At 69.9% G+C, this 21,765-nt stretch carries 28 protein-coding genes, 1 tRNA gene and 1 pseudogene; 22 read left to right on the top strand and 8 right to left on the bottom strand.

Features of this window, described 5'->3' with window-relative positions:
- Window positions 1-3 precede the first annotated feature (3 nt).
- The 8 genes from ABZW30_RS30005 to leuE (ABZW30_RS29970) all read left to right on the top strand — a co-directional run bounded on the left by ABZW30_RS30005 (window position 4) and on the right by leuE (ABZW30_RS29970) (window position 4,098).
- Window positions 4-525, top strand: coding sequence for a hypothetical protein (locus ABZW30_RS30005; protein ID WP_355674342.1), 522 nt, complete (start codon window positions 4-6; stop codon window positions 523-525).
- A 42-nt stretch (window positions 526-567) separates the two neighbouring features.
- Window positions 568-843, top strand: coding sequence for a hypothetical protein (locus ABZW30_RS30000; RefSeq protein ID WP_355674341.1), 276 nt, complete (start codon window positions 568-570; stop codon window positions 841-843).
- A gap of 64 nt (window positions 844-907) precedes the next feature.
- A complete protein-coding gene (locus ABZW30_RS29995; protein ID WP_355674340.1) occupies window positions 908-1,351 on the top strand; it encodes a hypothetical protein in 444 nt (147 codons plus the stop codon).
- Window positions 1,348-1,665, top strand: a complete 318-nt coding sequence (locus ABZW30_RS29990) for a hypothetical protein (RefSeq protein WP_355674339.1) — start codon at window positions 1,348-1,350, stop codon at window positions 1,663-1,665. The genes ABZW30_RS29995 and ABZW30_RS29990 overlap by 4 nt, the downstream gene beginning before the upstream one ends.
- Entirely contained in the window at window positions 1,665-2,777 is a 1,113-nt protein-coding gene (locus ABZW30_RS29985; protein ID WP_355674338.1) for a peptidoglycan-binding protein, read from the top strand. Before ABZW30_RS29990 ends, ABZW30_RS29985 begins: the two co-directional genes overlap by 1 nt.
- Before the next feature lie 26 nt (window positions 2,778-2,803).
- Window positions 2,804-3,058 carry a hypothetical protein gene (locus tag ABZW30_RS29980; protein WP_355674337.1) on the top strand — a complete coding sequence of 85 codons (255 nt, stop codon included), beginning with the start codon at window positions 2,804-2,806 and terminating at the stop codon, window positions 3,056-3,058.
- Window positions 3,055-3,303 (top strand): hypothetical protein, encoded by a 249-nt coding sequence (locus tag ABZW30_RS29975; RefSeq protein ID WP_355674336.1) that lies wholly within the window; start codon window positions 3,055-3,057, stop codon window positions 3,301-3,303. The genes ABZW30_RS29980 and ABZW30_RS29975 overlap by 4 nt, the downstream gene beginning before the upstream one ends.
- A 129-nt stretch (window positions 3,304-3,432) precedes the next feature.
- Complete coding sequence (gene leuE, locus ABZW30_RS29970; protein ID WP_355674335.1) at window positions 3,433-4,098, top strand: leucine efflux protein LeuE; 666 nt, start codon at window positions 3,433-3,435, stop codon at window positions 4,096-4,098.
- A 71-nt stretch (window positions 4,099-4,169) separates the two neighbouring features.
- On the opposite strand, the gene ABZW30_RS29965 is transcribed toward leuE (ABZW30_RS29970), so the two are convergent.
- Window positions 4,170-4,367: a DUF397 domain-containing protein gene (locus tag ABZW30_RS29965; protein ID WP_355674334.1), complete on the bottom strand. Its 198-nt coding sequence runs from the start codon at window positions 4,365-4,367 to the stop codon at window positions 4,170-4,172.
- On the bottom strand, window positions 4,364-5,191 hold the full coding sequence (locus ABZW30_RS29960; protein ID WP_355674333.1) for a helix-turn-helix transcriptional regulator: 828 nt from the start codon (window positions 5,189-5,191) through the stop codon (window positions 4,364-4,366). The genes ABZW30_RS29965 and ABZW30_RS29960 overlap by 4 nt, the downstream gene beginning before the upstream one ends.
- A 100-nt stretch (window positions 5,192-5,291) precedes the next feature.
- On the opposite strand from ABZW30_RS29960, the gene ABZW30_RS29955 reads away from it, so the two are divergent.
- The 6 genes from ABZW30_RS29955 to ABZW30_RS29930 all read left to right on the top strand — a co-directional run bounded on the left by ABZW30_RS29955 (window position 5,292) and on the right by ABZW30_RS29930 (window position 8,633).
- Entirely contained in the window at window positions 5,292-5,567 is a 276-nt protein-coding gene (locus tag ABZW30_RS29955; protein ID WP_355674332.1) for a hypothetical protein, read from the top strand.
- Window positions 5,564-5,890 carry a hypothetical protein gene (locus tag ABZW30_RS29950; RefSeq protein ID WP_355674331.1) on the top strand — a complete coding sequence of 109 codons (327 nt, stop codon included), beginning with the start codon at window positions 5,564-5,566 and terminating at the stop codon, window positions 5,888-5,890. The genes ABZW30_RS29955 and ABZW30_RS29950 overlap by 4 nt, the downstream gene beginning before the upstream one ends.
- The gene (locus ABZW30_RS29945; protein WP_355674330.1) at window positions 5,887-6,249 is read left to right on the top strand and encodes a hypothetical protein; all 363 of its coding nucleotides are present in this window, start codon (window positions 5,887-5,889) and stop codon (window positions 6,247-6,249) included. The genes ABZW30_RS29950 and ABZW30_RS29945 overlap by 4 nt, the downstream gene beginning before the upstream one ends.
- 387 nt (window positions 6,250-6,636) lie before the next feature.
- The gene (locus ABZW30_RS29940) at window positions 6,637-7,143 is read left to right on the top strand and encodes an NUDIX domain-containing protein (protein WP_355674329.1); all 507 of its coding nucleotides are present in this window, start codon (window positions 6,637-6,639) and stop codon (window positions 7,141-7,143) included.
- A 40-nt stretch (window positions 7,144-7,183) separates the two neighbouring features.
- Window positions 7,184-7,573, top strand: coding sequence for a hypothetical protein (locus ABZW30_RS29935; protein WP_355674328.1), 390 nt, complete (start codon window positions 7,184-7,186; stop codon window positions 7,571-7,573).
- A gap of 85 nt (window positions 7,574-7,658) precedes the next feature.
- A complete protein-coding gene (locus tag ABZW30_RS29930; protein ID WP_355674327.1) occupies window positions 7,659-8,633 on the top strand; it encodes a hypothetical protein in 975 nt (324 codons plus the stop codon).
- Here the strand turns inward: ABZW30_RS29930 and hemC are convergent.
- Together hemC and ABZW30_RS29920 are read right to left on the bottom strand one after the other, a co-directional pair.
- On the bottom strand, window positions 8,630-9,565 hold the full coding sequence (gene hemC, locus ABZW30_RS29925; RefSeq protein ID WP_355674326.1) for a hydroxymethylbilane synthase: 936 nt from the start codon (window positions 9,563-9,565) through the stop codon (window positions 8,630-8,632). The two genes, ABZW30_RS29930 and hemC, sit on opposite strands and share 4 nt — an antisense overlap.
- Window positions 9,566-9,626: 61 nt before the next feature.
- The gene (locus ABZW30_RS29920) at window positions 9,627-9,881 is read right to left on the bottom strand and encodes a winged helix-turn-helix domain-containing protein (RefSeq protein ID WP_355674325.1); all 255 of its coding nucleotides are present in this window, start codon (window positions 9,879-9,881) and stop codon (window positions 9,627-9,629) included.
- A 158-nt stretch (window positions 9,882-10,039) separates the two neighbouring features.
- Here ABZW30_RS29920 and ABZW30_RS29915 point away from each other — a divergent pair, with 158 nt between their 5' ends.
- Entirely contained in the window at window positions 10,040-10,600 is a 561-nt protein-coding gene (locus tag ABZW30_RS29915) for a hypothetical protein (RefSeq protein ID WP_355674324.1), read from the top strand.
- Window positions 10,601-10,883: 283 nt separating this feature from the next.
- Here ABZW30_RS29915 and leuE (ABZW30_RS29910) read toward each other — a convergent pair whose 3' ends face one another.
- On the bottom strand, window positions 10,884-11,372 hold the full coding sequence (gene leuE / locus ABZW30_RS29910) for a leucine efflux protein LeuE (protein ID WP_355674323.1): 489 nt from the start codon (window positions 11,370-11,372) through the stop codon (window positions 10,884-10,886).
- 203 nt (window positions 11,373-11,575) lie between these two features.
- On the opposite strand from leuE (ABZW30_RS29910), the gene ABZW30_RS29905 reads away from it, so the two are divergent.
- Window positions 11,576-11,649: transfer RNA gene (locus tag ABZW30_RS29905), tRNA-Thr, on the top strand.
- Between the two features lie 130 nt (window positions 11,650-11,779).
- On the opposite strand, the gene ABZW30_RS29900 is transcribed toward ABZW30_RS29905, so the two are convergent.
- Together ABZW30_RS29900 and ABZW30_RS29895 are read right to left on the bottom strand one after the other, a co-directional pair.
- Window positions 11,780-13,375: a site-specific integrase gene (locus ABZW30_RS29900; protein WP_355674322.1), complete on the bottom strand. Its 1,596-nt coding sequence runs from the start codon at window positions 13,373-13,375 to the stop codon at window positions 11,780-11,782.
- The gene (locus tag ABZW30_RS29895; protein ID WP_355674321.1) at window positions 13,372-14,040 is read right to left on the bottom strand and encodes a helix-turn-helix transcriptional regulator; all 669 of its coding nucleotides are present in this window, start codon (window positions 14,038-14,040) and stop codon (window positions 13,372-13,374) included. The genes ABZW30_RS29900 and ABZW30_RS29895 overlap by 4 nt, the downstream gene beginning before the upstream one ends.
- 89 nt (window positions 14,041-14,129) lie before the next feature.
- Here ABZW30_RS29895 and ABZW30_RS29890 point away from each other — a divergent pair, with 89 nt between their 5' ends.
- From ABZW30_RS29890 to ABZW30_RS29865, 6 genes are all read left to right on the top strand, one after another.
- Window positions 14,130-14,393 (top strand): hypothetical protein, encoded by a 264-nt coding sequence (locus ABZW30_RS29890; RefSeq protein ID WP_355674320.1) that lies wholly within the window; start codon window positions 14,130-14,132, stop codon window positions 14,391-14,393.
- A 303-nt stretch (window positions 14,394-14,696) separates the two neighbouring features.
- Window positions 14,697-16,022 carry a DUF3631 domain-containing protein gene (locus tag ABZW30_RS29885; RefSeq protein ID WP_355674319.1) on the top strand — a complete coding sequence of 442 codons (1,326 nt, stop codon included), beginning with the start codon at window positions 14,697-14,699 and terminating at the stop codon, window positions 16,020-16,022.
- A gap of 467 nt (window positions 16,023-16,489) precedes the next feature.
- Window positions 16,490-17,305 carry a DUF2637 domain-containing protein gene (locus ABZW30_RS29880; protein ID WP_355674318.1) on the top strand — a complete coding sequence of 272 codons (816 nt, stop codon included), beginning with the start codon at window positions 16,490-16,492 and terminating at the stop codon, window positions 17,303-17,305.
- Window positions 17,306-17,711: 406 nt separating this feature from the next.
- The gene (locus ABZW30_RS29875; protein ID WP_355674317.1) at window positions 17,712-18,293 is read left to right on the top strand and encodes a MobC family plasmid mobilization relaxosome protein; all 582 of its coding nucleotides are present in this window, start codon (window positions 17,712-17,714) and stop codon (window positions 18,291-18,293) included.
- A 7-nt stretch (window positions 18,294-18,300) separates the two neighbouring features.
- Window positions 18,301-20,046: a mobilization protein gene (locus ABZW30_RS29870; protein ID WP_355674316.1), complete on the top strand. Its 1,746-nt coding sequence runs from the start codon at window positions 18,301-18,303 to the stop codon at window positions 20,044-20,046.
- Between the two features lie 100 nt (window positions 20,047-20,146).
- Window positions 20,147-21,040: a ParB/RepB/Spo0J family partition protein gene (locus tag ABZW30_RS29865; RefSeq protein ID WP_355674315.1), complete on the top strand. Its 894-nt coding sequence runs from the start codon at window positions 20,147-20,149 to the stop codon at window positions 21,038-21,040.
- A gap of 278 nt (window positions 21,041-21,318) precedes the next feature.
- Here the strand turns inward: ABZW30_RS29865 and ABZW30_RS29860 are convergent.
- Window positions 21,319-21,765 (bottom strand): annotated as a pseudogene (locus ABZW30_RS29860) (hypothetical protein); the annotation flags it as partial.

The following is a 21,765-nucleotide window of genomic DNA, read 5'->3' as shown; positions in this document are numbered from 1 at the left end:
CCGTTGGCCAACCTGCCCATACCCATCCCCTACAGCTGGAACGTCGGCGACAGCTTCACCGCCGCCATCGGCAACAGCACCCGCGACGCGCTGTCGTTCCTACTGAACCCGCCCGTCTTCCGGGGCTACCAGTCGACCTCACAGTCGGTGCCCGCGAACGCCGTCACCCCGCTCGCCATCGACACCGTGATCGTCGACTCGTACGGCGGCCACTCCACCACGGTCAACACCAGCCGCTACACCGCCCAAGTCCCCGGCTGGTACCTGGTGATCGGCGGCGCCGGTTTCGGCACCAGCAGCACCGGTGCCCGTCTCGTGCGCATCCACAAAAACGGCGCGCTCATCCCCGCCAGTCAGTTCGGCGTACCCAACCCATCCCCGGACATCACCACCGCCGTGCAGTCCAGCGCCCTCGTCTACCTCGCCGCCGGGGACTACGTCGAGGCCAACGGCTACCAGTCGAGCGGCGCGCCCCTGTCGACCGACAACGACACGTCGCTAACCGTGCTCTGGTGGCACGCCTAGGAGGCTGCCCTGTTCACCCAACGTCCGCCCGCGTGCTGGCTGGTGGGCTGCACCGAGCAGCCCACCGTCCAGTGGCGCCGCCGCTCAACCGGCACCGACGACACCACCCCCGTGTACGCCTGCCACGCCCACGCGATCAGCCTCGACGGCGCCGCCCACGTCCACCAACCCGAGTGCATCGCCGACCCCGGGCGCCTGCCCGTCTGCAGCTGTGTGCCCGAACCGATTCCCGCCGCCGACGAGCTGCTCGTCGACCCGGCCCCGGCCGCCGCATCGAACATCCCGCCGCACTGGGTGAACCCGCCCAAGTCCAGCTGACCGAAGACCCGTTGCGCCCCCGCGCCGCTCGGCGGCCGGGGGCTTTCGCATGCCCGGAGACATCGTGACCGACCATCCGCACCGGACGGTGGCCGCCCACACGGCGACCGTCACCCACCGCTACACCATGCACTATCCGTCCCACGAACCGCGCGAGCACGACCCGCACTACGCCGCGTTCGCAGCCTTCCGCCGACACCACGCGAAGGGGGCCCGCTGCTACGTCGGCGAACGCGCCGGCCACGCCCAGTGCACCGGCGGCCTCGAACTCCATCACGCGACGCTTGAGTTCGCCGTCGCCAACGCGGCCGACGCGTCCGCCCTGCACAAGGACTACCCCGAGATCGCCGCGGACGCCACGGCCGACGACGTCGCCCGGTGGCTGGAGAGTTCGCCGGGTGAGTTCCGGTGGCTGTGCAGCTACCACCACCGGGGCGCCGGCGGCGCCCACGTCGCCAGCCACGCCGACTGGCAGGCACAGCTCTACGTGCCGGGGCTGATCACGTGACCCGGATCAACGAACGCGTGGCCGTCGCCGCCACCCGCGGGTTCGGCACCATGTGGGCCTGTTACGCCCTGATCGTCTTCAGCCTGCTGCCGCTCATCCTCCCCGACCAGCAGGCCCAACTCCTCTACTGGTCGAACTGCGTGCAGCTGGTCGCGCTGCCGCTGCTCATGGTCGGGCAGCAGGTCCTCGGCCGCGCCGCCGAGCGGCGCGCCAACGAGACGCACGACGCCGTGATCGAGGAACTCGCGCTGCTCCGCGAGGAAAGCGCCCAGATCGCCCAACTCACCACCACCACAAGTACGGAGGGCACCTGATGGCGCCACAGTGGCAGCAGCTTGTCGACCACGTGATGAACGTCCCCGAGCGGATCTATGAGGGTTGGAACAGCTCGGACGGCTGGGACAACCGGACCCCGTTCGGCGTCGAGTTCGGGGAGGACGGCGTCAGTTGGTGTGTCGAGTTCGCATGGGACATGTTCCACGACTGCAACCTCGACGACATCGTGCCGCGGGTCGACAACGTCTCGGCGTTCACCGACTGGGCGCAGAGCCGCGGACAGTGGAGCGAGTACCCGTCCATCGGCGCGTGGACGAACTTCGGGAGCGGCCGGCACTGCGAGGTCGTGATCGGCTTCGACGGCCAGTATGTCTACACCAAGGGTGGCAACTCGATCGAGGCGGGTGCCAGCGACAACGGGCAGGGCAACGGCGTCTGGTCGCACCGCCACCTGCGGACCGACCCCTACGTCACCGGCTACCTCGCCCCGCGCTACGACGACGGCCAGTGCCCGCCGACCGCGGACCCGGCCGACCCCCGCGGCGGCCCGGCCGTCACCGAATGGCGGTGGAGCCCGGCCCCCGACCCGACACCGACCAGCCCCGCACCCGCCCCGGACCCGGCGCCGGCCACGCCCGCCCGCTACCAGGTCACTATCGGCGGCCTGGCCTACGGCTACGGCGCCGAGGGCGACCAGGTGACCGCCGTCGGTAGGGCGCTCGTCGCCCGCGGTTTCGGCCAGCACTACACGGAGGGTCCCGGCCCGACGTGGACGGATGCCGACACGCTCAACTACGCGGACTTTCAGCGCAGCCTCGGGTACGCCGGACAGGCCGCCGACGGCGTGCCCGGCGAGGCCTCGCTGCGGCAGCTGCTCGGCGACCTGCCCGGCGCCAGCGACGGCGACGAGCCGTTCCCCGGCGGCGCGTTCTTCCACGCCGGCCAGCACTCCGACGTGATCACGCGCATGGGCGAGCGCCTGGTCGCCGTCGGCTGCTCCCGGTACAAGGTCGGGCCCGGTCCCGACTGGGGGCCGGCCGACCAGGCGTCCTACGCCGCGTGGCAGCGACAGCTCGGCTACCGCGGGTCGGCCGCCGACGGCATCCCCGGCCCGGCGTCCTGGGCCGCCCTGCACGTTCCCGCCGCCTGATCACCACCCGACCCGAGAGGTACCCCGTGACCGACTCCACCCGGCGCACCATCCGGACCGTCGTGCAGACCACCCTCGCCCTGTTCGCCGGCGCCCCACTGATCATCCATGCCGCCGGCGTCCCCGAGGCGCTGCCCGGCGTCGCCGTCGTGCTCGCCGTCGCCGGCGGCGTTACCCGCGTGATGGCGCTGCCCGTCGTCGACCAGGTGCTGCCCGCGTGGCTCCGCATGACCACGCCCGCGGCCCCGCCGCCGGCCCCCGCCCCGCCGGAGGCCCGATGACGACCCCGGCCGCCGACGTCCGCACCGAGCCCGACCCGGTCTACCGGGAAATCGCCGCCATCCGCGAGGCACTCGTACGCGTCGACGGCAAGCTCGACGCCCTCGCCGAACACCGCAGCCAGATCGCCGACCACGAAAGCCGGCTCAGAGCTTTGGAGGAACGCCGCCTGCCCCACTCCGCGCTCAGCATCGCGTCCGCCGCCGTCGCCGCCGTCGCCCTGATCTGGCAGGCCGCCGGCCACTGAACACCCACGCCCCCTGTGCCGGCCACGTGCCGGTGCAGGGGGCGTTTTCGTTATTGATAAGACATATTGTCCGAACTCGCGTTAAAGCTACGATTGCCCGACCCCCCGTCCTCTCCCCGGAGTGAACCCGTGCTCGGTGTCAACGATCTGGCGACGTACGTTCTCGGCGCCTTGGTCATCGTTCTACTGCCCGGCCCCAACTCCCTGTATGTGCTGTCCGTCGCCGCCCGCAAGGGCATACGGACTGGCTACCGGGCCGCGGCTGGAGTCTTCGTCGGCGACCTCACCCTCATCAGCCTTACCTCGCTGGGCGCTGCCTCGCTGCTGAAGGCCAACCCGGCCGTTTTCGCGGTGGTCAAGTTCGGTGGTGCGGCCTACCTGCTGTGGATCGGCTTCGGCATGCTCCGCGCAGCCCGCCAGATGTGGCGCGAACACCGCGTCGCCGCCGACCCCGCCACCGCCACCGCCGCGGACGAGCAGGCCCCCGAGGCCGTCGAGCGGCCGTTCCGGCGCGCGCTCGTGATCAGCCTGCTGAACCCGAAGGCGATCTTGTTCCTTTTGTCATTCTTTACGCAATTCGTTGATCCTTCCTACGGAATGCCCGCCCTGTCCTTCGCCCTGCTCGGCGGCATCCTGCAGGCCTTCAGCGTGCTCTACCTCTCCGTGCTGATCTTCGCCGGCACGTCGCTCGCAAACGCCTTCAGCCGCCGAAAGCGGCTGTCCGCCAGCCTCACCAGCGGGGTAGCCGTTCTCTTCGCCGGCTTCGCCGCCAAGCTCGCCGTCTCGTCGGCGTAGCACCCTCGGAAGCACCGCGCCCCCTGTACCGGCTACGGCCGGCACAGGGGGCGCTTTTGTCTTTGGCGCGGTCAGACGTCGCCGAACTCGCCGGAGCGGACGGCGGCGACGAAGGACGACCAGGCATCGGCCGGGAAGATTAGCGCCGCCCCCTCGGGGTCCTTCGAGTCTCGAACGGGCACGGCACCCGGCATGCTGGTCGATACTTCGACACACTCTCCGCCGTTGCTGCTGTATGACGACTTGAACCATGCCGGCTCGGCGGTCACGGCAGTTCCTTCCTTCGCTCCCTGATCAGAGCCACAGAATCCGCCTGTGACAGCGCCATGGCCTGTAGCTGATAGTAGGTCGTGAGGATAGGCAGTACGGCGCTGCTGTCCCTCTCTAGGTTCCCCTGTTGCGAACTCTCGGCGTAGGACATCAGCGATCGGTCCGGGAACGTGAGGATGTACACCGGAAGATCGAATGCCCGATCCGCGCCTATGGTCAGTGGGGCGATCTGTAGGACCGTGTGAGGCAGGTTGGCGAACGCCACGAGTGCGTCTAGTTGCTCGGCCATGACGCCGGGTCCGCCTACGGGACGCTGAATGCAACTCTCGTCTAGGACAGCATGGATCACCGGTCGCGGTTCTCGTTGCAGCTTCGCCTGTCGACGCGCAAGAACGGCGACTCGTTCGTCTGCCTGGTCGGGCGTGATGCTACCGCGCCGCACTGCCCCAGCCGCAATCTCCCTCGCGTAGCTGAGCGTCTGGAGTACCCCGGGCACGATGCCCAGAGTGAACAGCCTTAACTCTCGGGCCTTCGATTCCTGGTCTACATACTGCCCAAAACCTTCGAGAAGCACTGTGGATCGAGCATCAAAGGCCTTGTTTACAAAGACGCGATCCCACCCAAATGCCCTGTCAAGTTGACGCGCCGTCTTGGAAGTTGGGCGGCGTCGACCATTTTCAAGCGCCGAGATGTGGGTCGGGGAACAGCCAGCGGCACTTGCCACATCCTCCTGTCGCCACCCCCGTGCCTCCCGTGAGCTGCGGAGGAAGGCACCAAACTCGGCTTCGGGAGACGCGTCAGGGTCAAGCTCCGACTTGTTCACGGCCCCTCTCCAATCACTTTCAGCAGGTTGAGAACTAGGCAAGGCTAGAGGACAGTTGGCGCCCCCGGTAGTCATCGCACTACGGAACGGAGCCACTGCCGTGACGCGCAAACGCACCTCCACGCCCCCCGCCAAGCCGAAGCCCTACCGCCCGAAAGTGGGCGAGTTAGTCAAGGATCGGCGAACCGGCCGGCTCGGTGCCTACATGGATATGCGAGGCGGCGAGGCCTACTTGAGACCGCCCGAGGGTGGCACGGAGTGGACGACGAACCCCGCGAACATCGAACGCTACGGGGATGAGCCGAGGGTGGTCGTCGACATCGTTCCGGACCACCGGTACCCGGTTCCCGGGGTCGGCTCGGCGGACGCCGCGTGATCCGCGACGACGGGCTGTGGACGCCCGACCCGACGAACCGTCCCCTCGGCGTCGCCCGTGAGTCGGAGAAGGTCACGCGCCACAGTGAGTGGACGATTCAGCGCGACCCCGGACCGGACGTCGTCCGGGCTTCGTTCATCCTCACCTGTGTGTCCGAGGACGAGAACGAGAAGCCGTGTCATGCCGACTCGGGTTCGGTGCAGAGCGATGCCGCATACGGGGAGTGGGTGCGCCGGCACGTCTGGGACAACCCGGGCCATCGGTCCTACCGGCTGCTGGCCGAGTTGCCGATGGTGATGGTGCCGAAGGTCGAGCCGCTGTGACCGCCCTCGCTGCCGCGCCTGCCGTGCTGGCGGGCATTGCTCCCGCGGACCGTCCGCTGCCGGCCCAGCCCGACGACGGGAATCAATGGACGGTCGGCGACTGCTGGTTGTCCTGCGGGCGCGCCGCCGTACCCGTGCTGTGGGTGGGAGCGGTGACCGTCCCCGGCGTGGTCAACGCCCCCATGTTCGCCTGTAGTGCATGCGTTGACCAACTCGCCGACCGGGCGTGGAACTTCGCCAGTCGGCGCGATATGGCGGCCCGAACGTCCGCCCGTGCCCGGCACGCCCGACCTCGCCCCCGCCGGCCGTTCTGGCGACTCCCGGCGCTCGACCTGCTCCCGAAGCCGATCGACGCCTAACCCACAGACCGCCCGCTCTGATCACGCGCACACACGGCGCGGCTTACCTTCCCGGCGAGCGCCGTGTGCCCCCCAGCCGTGACCCGAGCGGGCCCCACACTCCGAGGGCGACACCTGACACCGCCCTCGGAAATCCCCGCCCTGGTGCTGCGCACGTGGTCCGCAGTACGACCAGGGCGGGTCATACGCCCGGCACACGCGGCTACGAGGGTCCGCACCGTGTCGGGGCGCGCGAAGGACGTCATGCCCCCGACGCGCGCACGCCGCCCCCTGCCCTGTACTGCTCGCGGGGCAGGGGGCACCACGACACCCGCCCCGGGCCTCGGAATCTTGGTCCATTCCGCCCGGGGCGGGCCCCCGACGCTTCTAACGAACGGAACAACTCCCGTGGAACCCCCACGCATCGCGCCACAACAGCCCCGCCGCCGTGTCGACGTCTCCCTGCTGATCCGTGACCGGCGACGCCGGGTGCTGCTGATCCAGCCGGCCCACCGAGACGACATGGTGCTGCCCGGCGGCGCCATGCACCCGGGAGAGTCGGTCACCGAGGTCGCCGTACGGGCGCTCGTCGACGACATGGGCATGCGCAGGACCACCGCGGGCGTACTCACTCTCGACCGCCACCCGGCCGCCCTCGACACCGGGGCGGCCGAGGTGCTGACCGTGGTCATTGACGGCGGGGTGATGGCCAACGCCGAGGCCGACGCGCTGTCCCTGCCGGTGCGCACGGAGGCGATCGCAGCGCTCGAATGGGTGCCCCTCGGCGTACTGCACGAGTACACGATGCCGTTCACCGAGCACCGGATTCGGGCGGCGTACGCCGCTGCACTGCGCGGAATCCGGCTGCGGCTGGCCTACCTGGGCGAGCCGGCCGAGCAGTTCCGCGCCGCCTAGGCACCCACAGATCATCAGGACCACCAGGAAGGCAGCGACCGTGCCGATCCCGAAACGGCAGCGTGCCGAACCGGTAGCGCCGGACCCATACGCCTCGGACGAAAGCGCCACCTACACGCCGGAATTCGACGAACGCGCGAACGGCTGCCAGTGTCCCGAAAGGGCGGCCGGCGGCTGCGTCGAACGCCTCGCACTCCCGCGCATCGGAGGTTGGTACGTCCATCACGACGGGCGCCGGGGAACGCTCATCCTGCGCGCGAGGAAGCTCGACCCGATCACCGGGACCGTCCTGCGGACCGCAGTGCGCTTCGAGTGCGTCAACAGCGACGGGCGCCGTGCTACCTGGTCGCTCAAGTGCGCGGGCCCCCGACACATCGAAACCCAATACGAGGCGCGGCGCGCCGACCGGCCGCCGAAGTCCGTCCGGTAACACCCCACAGACCCCCGTCCCGGCTGCTGCTCTCTGCCAAGACCGCCGGCCGGGACGGGTTCATCACCCAAGGAAGCGAGGGACCATGAGCGAGACCATGCACAGCCCCCGTGACACCGAAGTGAGCAGCCACCCCCTGCGGGCCAACCCCGCCGTCCGCCGCATGCTGGAGGGTCCGCCCCTTACCCCGGCCCACCTGTCCATGGTGCTCCTGGTCACCGACAGCCGGGCCGATGACGGCCCCATGCCGACCACGACCGTCGACCGCATCCCCGCCGTGATGCGCGAGTGCAGCCGGCTCGGCATACCGTCCGTGAAGATCTTCGCGAAGGCGACCGCGCGGGACGCCACCGGCAGCGTCTCGCTGGAACCGAACTCCCTGATGGCTCGCGCGGTTCGCGCGGCGAAGGGCTCGGCCCCCGAGATCGCCGTCATGACGGAAACGTGCCTGTGCTCGTACACCCCGGGCGGCTTGTGCTACGTGACCGACCAGCACGGCCGGCCGGACGTGACCGCGACGATCGAGGTCACGGCACAGCAGGCTGTCGCCCACGCCGAGGCGGGCGCCGACATCATCGGCCCGGCGTCCATGGTGCTTGGCACAACCCGGGCTGCGCGCGCCGCGCTCGACCAGGCCGGATACAGCGACCGGTCCGTGATGCCCCACGTGATCTACCTCAGCACGTTGTACGACGGGTTCCGCTTGACCATGGGGGCGACGCCGCACGCCGGGGCGGACCGCGAGTTCCAGATCAGCCCTACTCGACCCGCCGACTTCGTCAGTGCGGCCCTGCGGCTGGTCGAGGACGGCGCCGACCTGCTGCTGCTGGAACCCGCGATGTTCACCGCGGACATGGTCCGGGATCTCAAAGCCCGGACGGACACGCCCCTGTTCCCGTTCTCGGTGAGCGGCGAGTACAACAAGCTCGCGCCGCTCGACGCCGCCGGTAAGCGAGACGTGCGGACGCTCACCGAGCTGTGCACCACGCTCCGCCGGGCGGGCGCCACCGCCACCGTCACGTACGGCGCGGTGGAGATCGCCCGGCAGCTCAACAGCTAGACCGCAGCGGCGGGCCGGATAGCGTCGAGGATGGACCGTGCGCCCTGGTCGATCAGATCACCGGCTAGGGCGGCACCCAGCGACTCCGGCTCGCTGCCGTGGCCGAGCAATTCCCCGGACACACGGCGCCTGCCGTCGAGCGAGGTCACCTGTGCGTACAACGTGATGTAGCCGTCCGGCCTCATCTCGGCGTACGCGCCAACGGGGACGCTGCACCCGCCGTGCAGCTCGGCAAGTAGGGCTCGCTCGGCGCGCACCTCGGCGTCAACGGCAGCGTCCCCGACCGTCGACAGCACGTCTCGGATCGCCCGGTTGTCCTCCCGGACCTGAATCCCCAACGCGCCCTGCCCGGGCGACGGCGGGAACAGGTCGAGCGGCAAAACCTCGGTGATCTCATCATCGCGACCGAGCCGGCGAAGACCGGCGACCGCCAGCACCACGGCGTCGAGCCGCATGGTCCGCAGCTTCTGCAGACGGGTGGGTACGTTGCCACGAATCGGAACGATCTCAAGGTCAGGCCGCACCGCGAGCAGCTGCGCGACGCGCCGAGCAGCACCGGTTCCCACCCGCGCGCCCTTCCGCAGGCCGGCGAGGGTCGACCCGCACAGCGCGTCCTGCGCTTCCTCGCGGCCGGGTGGAGGCAACAGCATGAGCCCCTCGGGGTTGGCGGTGGGCAGGTCCTTTAGGGAGTGGACCACCACGTCCACATCGCCGCGGACCAACGCCGCTTCCTGCTCGGTGCTGAATGCTGACCCGCCGCTCACGGCGCTAACGCTGGACAGCAGGGAGCGGCGGTCGCGGTCGCCGCCTTCGAGGATCGGCCGCTGTGTGAACGTGACGCCTGGCACCTGCTCGCGCACCAGAGCTAGGTACTCGCGGACCTGCGCCCGCGCCAGAGCGCTTGCGCGCGAGCCAACCAGGAACGAAGTCACGGTGACCAACCCCTAGAGCTGACAGTAAGTCAGTTCAAGGCTAGGGCTCACGCTCTCGTGCTCATGCAGACAGCGTGTCGGGACGTTCCGCCGGGTGGGTCACAAAGCTGCCCATGCCGGTCCTGGTAATGATCAAGCCCGCCGATCGGAGTGAAGCCATTGCCTTGCGGACCGTCTTCCGGTCGACGCCGAATTCCTCGGTGAGCTGCACCTCGGACAGCTTGTCATCCGGGCGAAGCTCGCCGGCCTTGATTCTCTCGCCGACGACCTCGGCAATCTGCTCCCACTTGGCGCGGGCAGGGCTGAACTCAAACACCCCATGACGGTAGCGGCGGGGGTTAGCCAGGCATAGCCAGGGTTAGCCATGGACAGGTATGGACAGGTTGAGTACCGTCACCAACGAAAGAACCCCCGGAGCCGATTAGGGCCGGCGCCGGGGGTCAACCGCCGAGGCTTTAGGGAGCACTCGACAGCATGTCGGACATTACATTCTGGAGCTGGTTCACCGCAGCCGCCGGCTGCCTGGTCGCAGCGTCCACCCTCGCGTTCTACATGAGCGGCGCGACGGACACCCCCACCGGCCGCCACCGGGCAGGAAGCGCCCTTCCCATCCGCCCGGACGTGTCAGGACTCCGGGTGCCCGCCTACCACCGCCGCGAGCCAACCCCCGTGACCTTCGCCCCCGAGCCGACGCCGGAGCCGGTGAACCTGCCAGAGCCGGTACGAACCTTGCCCCTCGGCCCCACCCGGCAGGAAGTCGACGCCGCGGCGATCGAGCGGGAGCAGCGAGCACACCACGCGCCCGAGACGGTCGAGCCGTCGCCGACTCCGAAGCCGATTCCCACCCCCGAGGAACTGCCCCGACCGGCAACCGTCGCCGTGGTCCCGCTCTGGGTCCGTCGGTGGGAGACCGAGACGACCGAGGCACAACGACAGGCCGCCCGGCGCGAAGCACTGGCGGTCATCGGCTCGGATGCCATGCCCGATCCCGGCTACACCTACGAAGGTGCGCACTCCCTTGGGGCGGTGGCGTGATGATCGACACCGTCGCTACGCCACAGCGCGCGTCCGATCGGACATGCAGCCAGTGCGACCACACCGGCCCGGACGTGACCGCCGCCGGCGCCATCGACAGGCCGAGCGGCCGACCCTATGTCGTCCTTGCCTGCGGGACTTGTCTCCCCGCCGTGCGCCGGCTGCTGGGCCGAACAAGCGTGTAGCCAACCAGCCGCCCCACGCGGAAGCCCCTGCCCAGATGGGCAGGGGCTTCCGTGCATCTCCCCCAAGGCGGCTATCCAGTTTCGGCCGGGGTGCTCACTCAGTTCACGATCGCCCTACCGGCCCAACCACCACGGGGATAGAATCCTGTTTTACTCGGGGTAACCAACGAGAGCAGGAAGAGGATCGCCTTCGGGTTCAGCAGGCTGATCACCAGCGCCCGGCGGAACGGCCGCTCGACCGCCTCCGGCGCCGCCTCGGCCGCCGGATCGGCCTCGACCCGGCGCTCGCGCCACAGCTGCCGGGCAGCGCGGAGCATCCCGAAGCCGATCCACAGCAGGTACGCGGCCCCACCGAACTTGACCACGGCGAACACCGCCGGGTTGGCCTTCAGCAGCGAGGCGGCACCCAGCGAGGTCAGACTGATCAGCGTGAGGTCGCCGACGAACACGCCCGCCGCGGCCCGGTAGCCGGTCCGGATGCCCTTCCGGGCGGCGACCGACAGCACGTACAGCGAGTTGGGGCCGGGCAGCAGGATGATGACGAGGGCGCCGAGGATGTAAGTCGCCAGGTTGTTGACGCCGAGCACGATGCGCTCCGGGGTGGGGAAGGGGGGCGGGGGGCGCTCATCGTAACGTCGTACTGGTGGTCGATTGAAGCGAAAACTATCCCCTCTTGCCCACCTATGCCCCGCCTTCGTCCAGGCCCCGCCCCGGCCCCGACCGCCTCGGCTACGGATCACCTGCGAACCTGTGTAGACTGGCCCGCGTTGCCGCCACACACGGCAACGGTGCCGCCTTAGCTCAGTTGGCCAGAGCAACGCACTCGTAATGCGTAGGTCGCGGGTTCGAATCCCGCAGGCGGCTCCGAGAAGGCCCAGGTCAGATAGCCGCTGACCTGGGCCTTTTGTTGTTTCCGGGCGTGCGGGCAGGCGTCAGTGACGCGCTACAAGATCGCTTGCGTGAGCGATGCGTGAGCGCGGGTGTTGATCTTGCTCTAGGCCTTGGCCTTCTTGGCCTTGGACTTCGCCTTCTTCTTGGCCTTCCGCTTGGCCTTCTCGGCCTTGGCTGCGGCCTTGGCGTGAACCTCGGCCTCGGCCTTCCGCTGGAGGGGGACGAGCTTCGCGGCAGCCTCGGCGGCATCCTTCGCGATCTCGGGCAGGACGCTGGTGTAGGTGTCCGAGGTGATCTTGATCGAGGAATGGCCGAGCATCTCGGACACCACCTTCATGTCGACCCCGCCAGCGAGCGCGAGCGTGGCCGCGCCATGGCGCAGGTCATGCAGCCGGATCGGTGGCAGGCCGGACGCGGTCACGAGGCGCTCGAACATGTCGGTGACCTTGCCCGGGTGGAGCCAGGAGCCGTCCTCGTTGGTGAAGACCCGGCCGGTCTCCTTCCAGGCCTGCCCCCAGTCGGCCCGCTCCTTCTGCCGCCGCTCGCGGTGGCGCTGTAGGACGGCCACCGTGTCGTCGTCCAGCGCCACCGTCCGGAAGCTCCCGTCGGTCTTGGGGTCGGACTCCTCGACCTCCCAGCCGTCCTGCACGAGCTGGGCCGTCACGGTCAACGAGCTGTTGTCGAGATTGGTCTCGGACCACGGCTGCCCGCACGCCTCGCCCCGGCGAAGCCCGCGCAGGGCGATCACGTGCCACATCGCGTACAGGCGGTCGTCAGCCACGAAGTCGAGGAACGCGCCGGTCTGCTTCGGCGTCCAGACCATCACGGGGGAGGGCTTCACGCCGGTCTCCTGCCACTGGGCGACCCGCTCGGGCGTCCAGACCAGACCCTTCGGCTTGGTCGCCGGGTCGAGCTCGACGTGGGCGGCCGGGTTGAAGGTGATCAAGCCCTCGGGGATGGCGGCGTTCAGGGCGGTCCGGAGCGTGGCGCGGATGCGCTGGCGGGTGGCCGCGCCGGTCGTGCGCCGGAACGGCGGCATCTCGGCGAGCTCGGCCCGCAGGGCCTTGCGGCGGGCACGGTTCTCCACGCCCTTGATCGGAACCGTGGCGAGCTCGGCCTTCAGCGCGTGCCGCAGGGCGTTGTTCTCCAGGATCTCCTCGTTCGCGTCGGCGATGGCCGTGAACATCTCGGCGAGCGTGCTCACCCGCAGCCGGTCGACGCGGACGTGCCCGATCCGGGGCTTGAGGTGAATCCGTACGTCGGATTCGTAGCGGGTGATCCCGGACTTGCGGATCTTCTTGCCGCCAAGCCACGTGTCGAGCCACTCGCCCACGGTGACCCGGGTGGAGAGGTCCTGACCGGTCTTCAGGCGGCGGCGGGTCTCCTCGATGTCGGGCAGCTGCGCCTTCTCGTCGGCGACCTTCACCAGCAGATCGGCGACCAGGGCCAGGTCGTCCGGGTCCTCCTTGCCGAGGGCGAGCAGGCCGCGGATGTGGTCGAGGTCGGCCTGCGCCTCCTTGAGCATCTCGTAGCCGGCGCGGTTGAACGAACGACGGGTGCCGTCATCGGCGTTGGGCAGCTCCTGACGTATGGAGTAGGAGCCGTGCTTGCGGCTGCCCGCCTTCGGGCACGCCTTGCCGAGCGGCTTCCCGGTCTCGGCGTCGCGGCAGTAGCAGCGGTGGTAGGTGGAACCCTTCATTCGTCCTCCAAGTCGATGTCGGTTTTGAGTGGGGGAAGCTCGGCGTCGAGAAAGCCGAGATTCGAGGTGAGACGGGGGACTTCCCGGCCCATCTCGCGCAGTTGTGCTCTGACGGGGTGAAGTCGCTCGCGAATAGCGGCGACGAAAGCGTCGAACTTCGCCTTCCCGTCGGACGGCCAGTCCTTCCGGAAGAACGTGAACTCCAGCTGGACCGCGTCGTGATGTTCCTCTTGGATCTCCTGCCAGATCCGAGCGTGCTCCCGGTAGAGGCGGAGCCGGTACATCCCCATCGTGTGGGGGGCTTCTCCGGTGAAGCGGGTGAGGGCCGCCCAGCGGCCGGTGCTGGTTCCCGGCAGGTAGTCGACATGCCCGCCGAGGGCAGGGGAGTAGAGCAGCTCGACCGGCGCGGTCTCCAGAGCCTCGGCCACGATGATCAGCTCGGGAATCGTGATCGTCTTTCGCCTGCCAGATTCCCAGTTGGCGATGACGTTCCGAGGGACTTCGTGGCCCAAGTCCCTTGTTTCGTCGGCCAGATCCTGAGCGGACAGTCCAAGACACTTCCTCCTTCGGGTGATTGCTTGGATCACGTCCTTGGTGATCCGTTCGTGCCAGTCGAGTGCGTTTTCGTCGTCGGTGGACCAGTCTTCATTTCCGCGTTGTGTCATATCGACACAGTAGCTACTGGAAAGCTCCTCTCTGTTGCGGCACTCCGCCGCCGCCCCCTACTCAGGGGAAGCCTGGATTTGGAGTTCATATGCGAACTGGTGAGATGTCGGCGACGGTTCAGGGGATGGGCCGGGCCGAGCTCCTCGCGTTGCCGGCGGCCATCGACCTCGACACCGCCAACCGCGCCATCGGCCTCGGGCGGAGCAAGGGCTACGAGCTGGCCCGTCTCGGCGCGTACCCCTGCCGGGTCCTGCGGCTGGGCAAGAAGTACCGCGTGATCACGGCGGACCTTCTGCGCCTGCTCGGCATCGAGGCGGCGGTCGGTGAAGGTTCGGCGGCTGATGCAGCTTGACGTGGCGAGAGGCCGATCGACAAGCCCGTCTGCCGTGGGCGTACTTGCCCGCATGGAGTGGATCTTCCATCGGCATGACCGTACGTTCGTGGTCCCTCGGAGGCCTCGGCCGCCGAGGGACCACCGCCAAGGTGCAGGCAGTCCCTGCGAGTTGAGCGGACCGGTATCCCCAGTCCGCCGACCCCAAGACGCACGAAGGCCCCCGGTGCTGCGAACACCGAGGGCCAGGCGAAGTCCTTATCCGCGACCTTCATCGGTGGCGCGCGACGGCTCAGGTCCCGCGCCCCAGTCTGGAGCTTCAGCATGGAGTCTACGTCCCACCAGCCCGATCCGGCAGCTTCCATCGCGAGTTGGCCGCCGGTCGCCAAGCCGGGCGAGCCCGGCACCCTGCTGTCGGCCCGACAGCCGGAGTCTGTGTCCACAGCCTGTGGAGACGACGTCGAGGCGGCACCGGCTGAGCCTGCCGTCCCGGACGGGATCGACCTGATGCCGGACACCGAGACGACAGAGGGCGCAGAGCTGCTCGCGCAGCTGAAAGCGCGGATCGCGCGATTCGTGATCCTGCCCTCCGAGGAAGCGCTGGACGCCACCACACTGTGGGTGGCGGCGACACATCTGCAGGGGGCGTGGCAGCACGCCCCGCGCCTGGCGGTGGTCGGGCCGGCAAAGCGGTGCGGCAAGTCGCGCCTGCTGGACGTGCTCACCGAGACCGTCCACCAGGCGCTCCTGACGGTGAACTCGTCTCCGGCTGCCGTGTTCCGCTCGATCACCGAGGAGCCGCCCACCCTGCTCGTGGACGAGGCGGACACGATCTTCGGCAGCCCGAAGATGGCGGAGAAGAACGAGGAGATGCGCGGCCTGCTCAACGCCGGGCACCAGCGCGACCGGTACGTGCTGCGGGTCGTCGGCAACGACCACACCCCGCGCCGATTCCATACCTTCGCCATGGCGGCCATCGCCGGCATTGGCGACCTCCCGGACACGATCATGGACCGCTCGATCGTGATCCGCATGCGCCGCCGCGCCGAGGGCGAGACGGTCTCGCCGTACCGTTCTCAGCGCGACAGCCCCGGGTTTCACGAGATCCGGGACCGGATCGCCCGCTGGACCGCACCTCTTGGCGACCGGGCCCTACGCCTGGAGCCGAGCATGCCGGTGGAGGACCGCGCCGCCGACACCTGGGAGCCCCTGGTGATCATTGCCGACCTCGCCGGAGGCCCCTGGCCCCGCTTGGCCCGCCAGGCGTGCAGGCGGATGGTCGACGCCGAGGTCCAGGCGGAGGAGGAGAACCTCGGCGGCGCGCGGATCCTCGCCGACATCCGCCGGATCTTCCACGCCAACCGCGAGCCGGACAGCCTGACCACCGACCAGTTGCTGCGCGAGCTCAACGACAACTCCGAGGCCCCGTGGGCCGAGTCGGCCCGGGGTGGTCTGAGCCCGCGCGGGCTCGGCTCGATGCTCCGCGAGTTCGGCATCACCTCCGGCAACGTGCGCCTCGGCGACGGAACCCAGCGCAAGGGCTACACGCGCCACAAGTTCCTCGACGCCTGGCGCCGCTACTGCCCCACCGTTCACCCCATCACCCCCACGGCCACGGACGAGAGCGCGGGCACGGGTAGCAGAGGCTGACCAACCTCCCCGAACTGCCGTCCCCGCCGTCCCTGCCGTAAAACCGCAGGTCACAGCACATTCCATCGAGACGGAACGGCCTCCCAAGACGGAAGCCGCATCCGTCCCAGGACGGCAGGGCGCCACCTCCAGGACGGCAACCGTCCCACGCCGCGACCGGCCCGCCGCCGCCCGAACCACGATGCGAGCGGCGGGCCTGCCCCGGGACGGGAAACACATCCGTCTTGTGCCGTCCCAGCCGTCCCTGCCGTAAAACCGCAGGTCACCGGCCATGCTGCTGGGACGGATACGGGCCCCAAGACGGATACGCGCACCGTCCCGAACCTGAACACCGCCGCAGCAGTGACTCCACCGGCCAGCCGCGCCCGCCCCAGCCCAGAGCCCGTCCCGCAGCTGCAAGACGGCAAGACGGCAAAGACGGCAATCCCGCAAACCACCACCACCCGACCCGCGAGGACCCCTCCCGCATGACCGCCACCAAACCCATACGCCCCCGCCTGGACGCCGTCCTCATACAGGCCGCCATCGCGGGCGCCCTGTCCTTCGCTCACCTCCACGACATCGCCGAGGCTGCCGGGCAACACGGCTGGAAGGCCTGGGCCTACCCCGTCTCGGTGGACCTGCTGCTCGTCGCCGCCTGGCACCGGATGCGGACCCTGCGCTCCACCGGACGCCCGGCCGGCACCGCCTGGACTTGGTTCGCCATCGCCCTGACCGCCTCGCTCGGCGCGAACGTCGCCACCGCCGGACTCCTCGACCTCGACCACGTCCCGGCCTGGCTGCGGATCCTGGTCGCCGGATGGCCGGCCCTCGCCTTCTTCGGCGGCACCCTCCTCGCCCACAACACCGCCGCGACCGAGGTCACCGCCGAGCCAGAGCCCGCCGACGACGAACTCCCGCCGCACGAAAACCCCGAGCCCACCCCGGCAGCCGAGCCCGTAGCCAGGGTGGAGCAGGACGGCCCGTCCAGCCCCGCGCCGGTCACGGAGAGCAGGGAAGACGTCCCGGCCTCCGATGAAGAACCGGTCGCGCCACGCAAGCGCACCGGACGCCCTCCCGCGAAGACCATGGACCAGCTCGTGGACATGATGCGGCCGGTCGTCGACGAGTACGGCGTCAGCGTCGCCGTGGTCGAGAAGGCCCTCGGCGACGCCGGGGTTCCGATCAGCAGCAAGCGCAGGACGGAGCTGATGACGCTCCTGCGGGATGAGCAGGCCGACGCTCAGCCCGAGCACGCCGACCGCGAGCCTGAGCAGGCGCGTGAGCATCCGGTGCCCGCCTGACGCGTCACCGCTCCATGGGTGGCCGCCCGCCAATGACCCGCACGGCGCTTGGCGGGCGGCCCCTTCACCGTCAATCGGTATGGCGGATGTCCAACACAGGGTCAGCGGCATTCGCCAAAGCATCGGATCGCGCTTCCGCCGAACCGCTCTCTGCCCGAGCCGGTCTGCGCGCCGCGTTCACACCCCGCTCGCACCACAGCACCTCGACGACCTCGCGACAGGAGATCGGCCCGTGACCGACACCCAACACCCCCACGGCCCCACCGGCGGAAGCGCGAAGGAGAGGAGGAAGTCCCATACCGTGAAGGGTCTTTGGCAGTGGGCGTTCGGCGACCGAGCCCCTGGCGGAGCCAGTAGTACCGCGAGTCCGACTCGTGGCCGGACTCGCGGAGTCTCCGCCCCAGGGGTGGCGGAGACGGCCCAACGCGAGGGCGCGCCGGGCCAGCAGGTCGGGGCCGAGGGCGGCCCCGACCCGGACAAGCTCCTCGCCGTCCAGAAGCAGATCCTCGCCGCCCTCCACCCCAACGAGAGCGACAGCGAGCCCGACGATGACACCAGCCCCGCCGCCGACGGCAGCGGCGCGAGCGGTGCCGAGCTGAGGAACCGCCGCTACACCGGCACCAAGCGCGAGGAGCGCGTCGGCCCACTGCGGTTCAAGCCCGACGAGGAGGCCCGGCTGCAGGCCGCCGCCGTCGCCAACGGCTACAACGGCGTGTCCGGGTTCGCCGCCGACGTGGTCCTGGCGTTCATCGACGGCCGGTTCTTCATCAGCCTGCCTTTGGCGGAAGAACGTCGCCAGACGCACCACTTCCGCACCAGGGTCCTGCGCCTGCTCAGCGGTATCGCGAACAACGTCAACCAGATCGCCCGTGCCCTCAACGGCGGATACGGGCCGCCAGCTGACCTCCGCCAAACGCTCGACGAACTTCGGCACCTGCTGCTGCAGATCGCGAAGGCCCTCCGCCAGCCCGCCGACCAGGAGGTCTGAACCCACTGTGATCGCGCCCATCAAGAAGCCCGGATCCAACACCCGCGGCCTGCTCGCCTACCTGTACGGGCCGGGCCGCCACGACGAGCACCGCGACCCGCACATCGTGGCCGGCTTCGCCATGCTCGGCATGCCCGACCCCGGCCGCGACGAGAGCGCCACGCTCACCGAACTCGCCCGCTACCTGGACGAGCCCGTGCACCTGCGCAACAGCGAGCCCGGCAAGAAGCTCACCGACCACGTCTGGCACTGCCCCGTCCGCGCCGCGCCGGAGGACCGCTACCTTTCCGACGCCGAATGGGGCGAGGTCGCCGAACGCATCGTTCAGGCCGCCGGCATCGCCCCCAAGGGCGACGACCTCGCCTGCCGCTGGATCGCCGTCCGCCACGCCGACGACCACATCCACATCCTCGCCACCACCGTCCGCGAGGACGGCCGCCGCCCCAAGCTCCACAAGAGCGGCCAGCGCGTCGGCGCCGAGTGCCGCCAGATCGAGAAGGACTTGGGCCTGCGCCAGCTCGGCACCGGCGACGGTACCGCCGAACGCCGCCCCACCCAGGCCGAGATGCACAAGGCCAAGCGCCTCGGCTGGGAACAGACCAGCCGAGAGTGGCTCCAGGACCGCATCCGCGCCGCCATCCCCCACGCCGCCGACTTGGAGGAACTCCTCGCCTACCTCCAGGCCGACGGCGTCGAGGTCAAGATCCGCCGCTTCCCCTCTGGCGACCTCCAGGGCTACTCCGTCGGCAGGCCCGGCGACCTCAACAAGAGCGGTGCGCAGGTCTACATCCCGGGCGGCAAGGTCGCCCCGGACCTGTCGCTGCCCAAGCTCCAGGCCCTCCTCACGGCCAGTGCACCCGAGGAGCACCCCACCGCTCGCCGCAATCGGCCCGGCACCCCGTGGCAGCGTGCCACCGACGCCCTCGACACGTTCTCCGCCGACCTCGGCCACAGCGACGGCGACTGGGAAGGTGGCGCCAGTGGCGACGCGCGAGCACAGGCCCACGTCACCGCACTCGGCGAACTGATCGAGGCCACCGCGCAGACCGCACCCGAGGACCTGCGCGCCGAACTGCGAGCCGCGTCACGCGCATTCGCCCGTGCCCAGCGCTCGAAGGTCAGGGCCGACCACGCGGCGGCGGCCGACCTGCGCCAAGCGGCCCGCGACCTCGTGTACGCGGGCAGCGGCAAGGACGGCAGCACTCTCGCCGTGCTGGTCGCCGGCCTCGTCTGGGCCGCGATCCTGGCCGAGCGCTGGCACACCGCCCGAGGCCACGCCCAGCAGGTCGAAGCCGCCCGACGCGCGGTCCAGCACCTTGAGGCCGCCTACGACCAGTCCGCCGCCGAGCAACTCACCGCCCTCGCCCAGCGCCAGCCTAAGGAGGAGACCCGCAACACCCTCGCCGGCGACGTCCGCGCGGCCGTCCCCGACCACGCCGAGCGGATCCTCACCGACCCCAACTGGCCCGCCCTCGCCACCGTCCTCGACGACGCCGAAGCCAGCGGCCACAAGCCCCACCAGCTCCTCAAGGAAGCCGCCGCCAGGCGCGAACTGACCACCGCCCGCCTGCCCGCCAAGGTCCTCCTCGGCCGGATCCAGCACACCAGCCGCAACCCCGCCCCCAACCCCGCCGCCGAAGCCGCCCGCCTCCGCTCACCCGGCGCGATCGCCCTCGGCCTGCGCATAACCCCCGCCAGCCCGGCCACCCTGCCCGCCGCACCGGCCACCGGCCCCCAGCGCCGCACGCGCTGAGCGCACCAGCTGACTCCGGGGGAACCGACCCGGTGCCCCCGGAAACCCCACCCAGCAAGGAGACACCCTGAAGACCCACCCGTACGCCGCCAGCTTCCCGATGCTCCCCGAGCATGAGATGCACGACCTCGCCGAGTCCATCAAGGAGTTCGGCCTGACGATGCCCATTGTCCTCGACCCCGACGGCGTCCTCCTCGACGGCCGCAACCGCCTCGCCGCCTGCGAACTCGGCGGCATCGAACCCCGCTTCACCACCTACACCGGCACCGACCAGACCGCGTACATCCTCAGCTCCAACCTGCGCCGCCGGAACCTCAGCGAGGGCCAGCGCTCCATGATCCACGCGATGGTGCTTTCAGTTTCGGGACACTCCCTTCGCACCCACGCCAAGCTCCACGACATCAGCCGCACCCGGCTGTCCCTCGCCAACACCGTACTCAAGCAGGCGCCCGACCTCGCCGACCAGGTCCGCGACGGCAAGCTCGGCCTCGACGCCGCCGGCGACATGGTCCGCGAGCGCAAGGCCAGGGCCGACGCCATCCAGGCCCAGCGCGACCGCCTCCGCCAGCATGCCCCCGACCTGGCTGCCCAGGTCACCGAAGACCAGCTCACCCTCGACGCCGCCACCGCCGCACTCGACCAGCGGCTCGAAGACGAACGCCTTCGCCGACGGGTCGAGGAGGTCGACGCGATCCGCCTCGCTGACCGCGACCCGGGGCCGACCTTCAGCGCACTCGCCGAGCGCGGTGACATCGACTGGCACCAGGCCCACCAGCGCGCCGAGCACTACCTCACCCAGCGCCAGGCCGCCGTCAGCCGCGACCAGCAGCACCTGACCGCCATCGCCGACAACTGGGCCGCCTTGCGCAACCTCACCCGCTGCCCCGACAGCGCCGACGCCACCGAGGTCCTCGACGGCCTCACAACCGGCACCCGCGCGCTCATCACCCGCCTCATCGCCGGTGAGACCGAGGAGACACACCAGGGCGACTGACATAGTCGGCCAGCGAGCCAACTGCACTGCATGGATGACGGCTTGAGCAAGCAGTCCGCGCTCGCCCCGCTGCACTTCGTCATCCGGGGTCATGTCCTGGCCCGGGCGGTCATGGCGCCCACCGGCGAGCCGCGCTCGTAGCCGGTCGACGCAGCCGGCTCCGCGGTCCCCGAACGCGGGCGCACCCGGTGCATGCAAGCAGGAAGTCTGCAGTGATCCGCTGCGGGGCCTCGGCCTGGTGGCCGAGGCCCCGCAGCATCAGGTGACAGCAGGAGCTGTCAGTTCGCCGGTGAGGCGCTCGGCCGGGCACCCACGGGCGGGGAGGTGAACTCCCGGGCCACGATGGGCCATTCGTTGTGGTAGAGCTTGAACGGGATGTCCTTCTCGATCAGCGGGGTACCCATGATGGCGATCCGCGCCAGCACCGCTCCGTCCACGTCGAGGCCGCCGTAGAGGCCGGCCTTGCCGTGGACGGTCGGCCCGGCGCCGCTGGAGTCGATGCTGACCGAGCCGTCCACGTCCGCCCGCAGATACGGCTCGACCGTGGCCTTCACGCCCACCGTGTCGTAGAGGGCGACGGAGCCTTCGGCGACGAGGCCTGCGCTGACCGAGGCCCGGCCCTCGAACGATGCCTTGACCGGGGAGACGCTGGTCTTGACGGGCTCGGTGGTGGAGGTCCAGCCGCCCGCCTTCGTGTAGTCGGCGTGCAGGGCCCAGTCACCGGT

The organism is Kitasatospora sp. NPDC004669 (assembly GCF_040609455.1).
GTDB lineage: Bacteria > Actinomycetota > Actinomycetes > Streptomycetales > Streptomycetaceae > Kitasatospora.
Note: the sequence above shows the minus strand (reverse complement) of the source record. Positions and strands in the feature narration are given on the sequence as shown.

Coding starts and splice junctions, on each gene's coding strand:
- ABZW30_RS29985 (WP_355674338.1), top strand. CDS start 1,665: ATGGCGCCACAGTGGCAGCAGCTTGTCGACCACGTGATGAACGTCCCC.
- ABZW30_RS29975 (WP_355674336.1), top strand. CDS start 3,055: ATGACGACCCCGGCCGCCGACGTCCGCACCGAGCCCGACCCGGTCTAC.
- ABZW30_RS29930 (WP_355674327.1), top strand. CDS start 7,659: ATGAGCGAGACCATGCACAGCCCCCGTGACACCGAAGTGAGCAGCCAC.
- ABZW30_RS29915 (WP_355674324.1), top strand. CDS start 10,040: ATGTCGGACATTACATTCTGGAGCTGGTTCACCGCAGCCGCCGGCTGC.
- ABZW30_RS29900 (WP_355674322.1), bottom strand. CDS start 13,375: ATGAAGGGTTCCACCTACCACCGCTGCTACTGCCGCGACGCCGAGACC.
- ABZW30_RS29895 (WP_355674321.1), bottom strand. CDS start 14,040: ATGACACAACGCGGAAATGAAGACTGGTCCACCGACGACGAAAACGCA.
- ABZW30_RS29890 (WP_355674320.1), top strand. CDS start 14,130: ATGCGAACTGGTGAGATGTCGGCGACGGTTCAGGGGATGGGCCGGGCC.
- ABZW30_RS29885 (WP_355674319.1), top strand. CDS start 14,697: ATGGAGTCTACGTCCCACCAGCCCGATCCGGCAGCTTCCATCGCGAGT.
- ABZW30_RS29880 (WP_355674318.1), top strand. CDS start 16,490: ATGACCGCCACCAAACCCATACGCCCCCGCCTGGACGCCGTCCTCATA.
- ABZW30_RS29865 (WP_355674315.1), top strand. CDS start 20,147: ATGCTCCCCGAGCATGAGATGCACGACCTCGCCGAGTCCATCAAGGAG.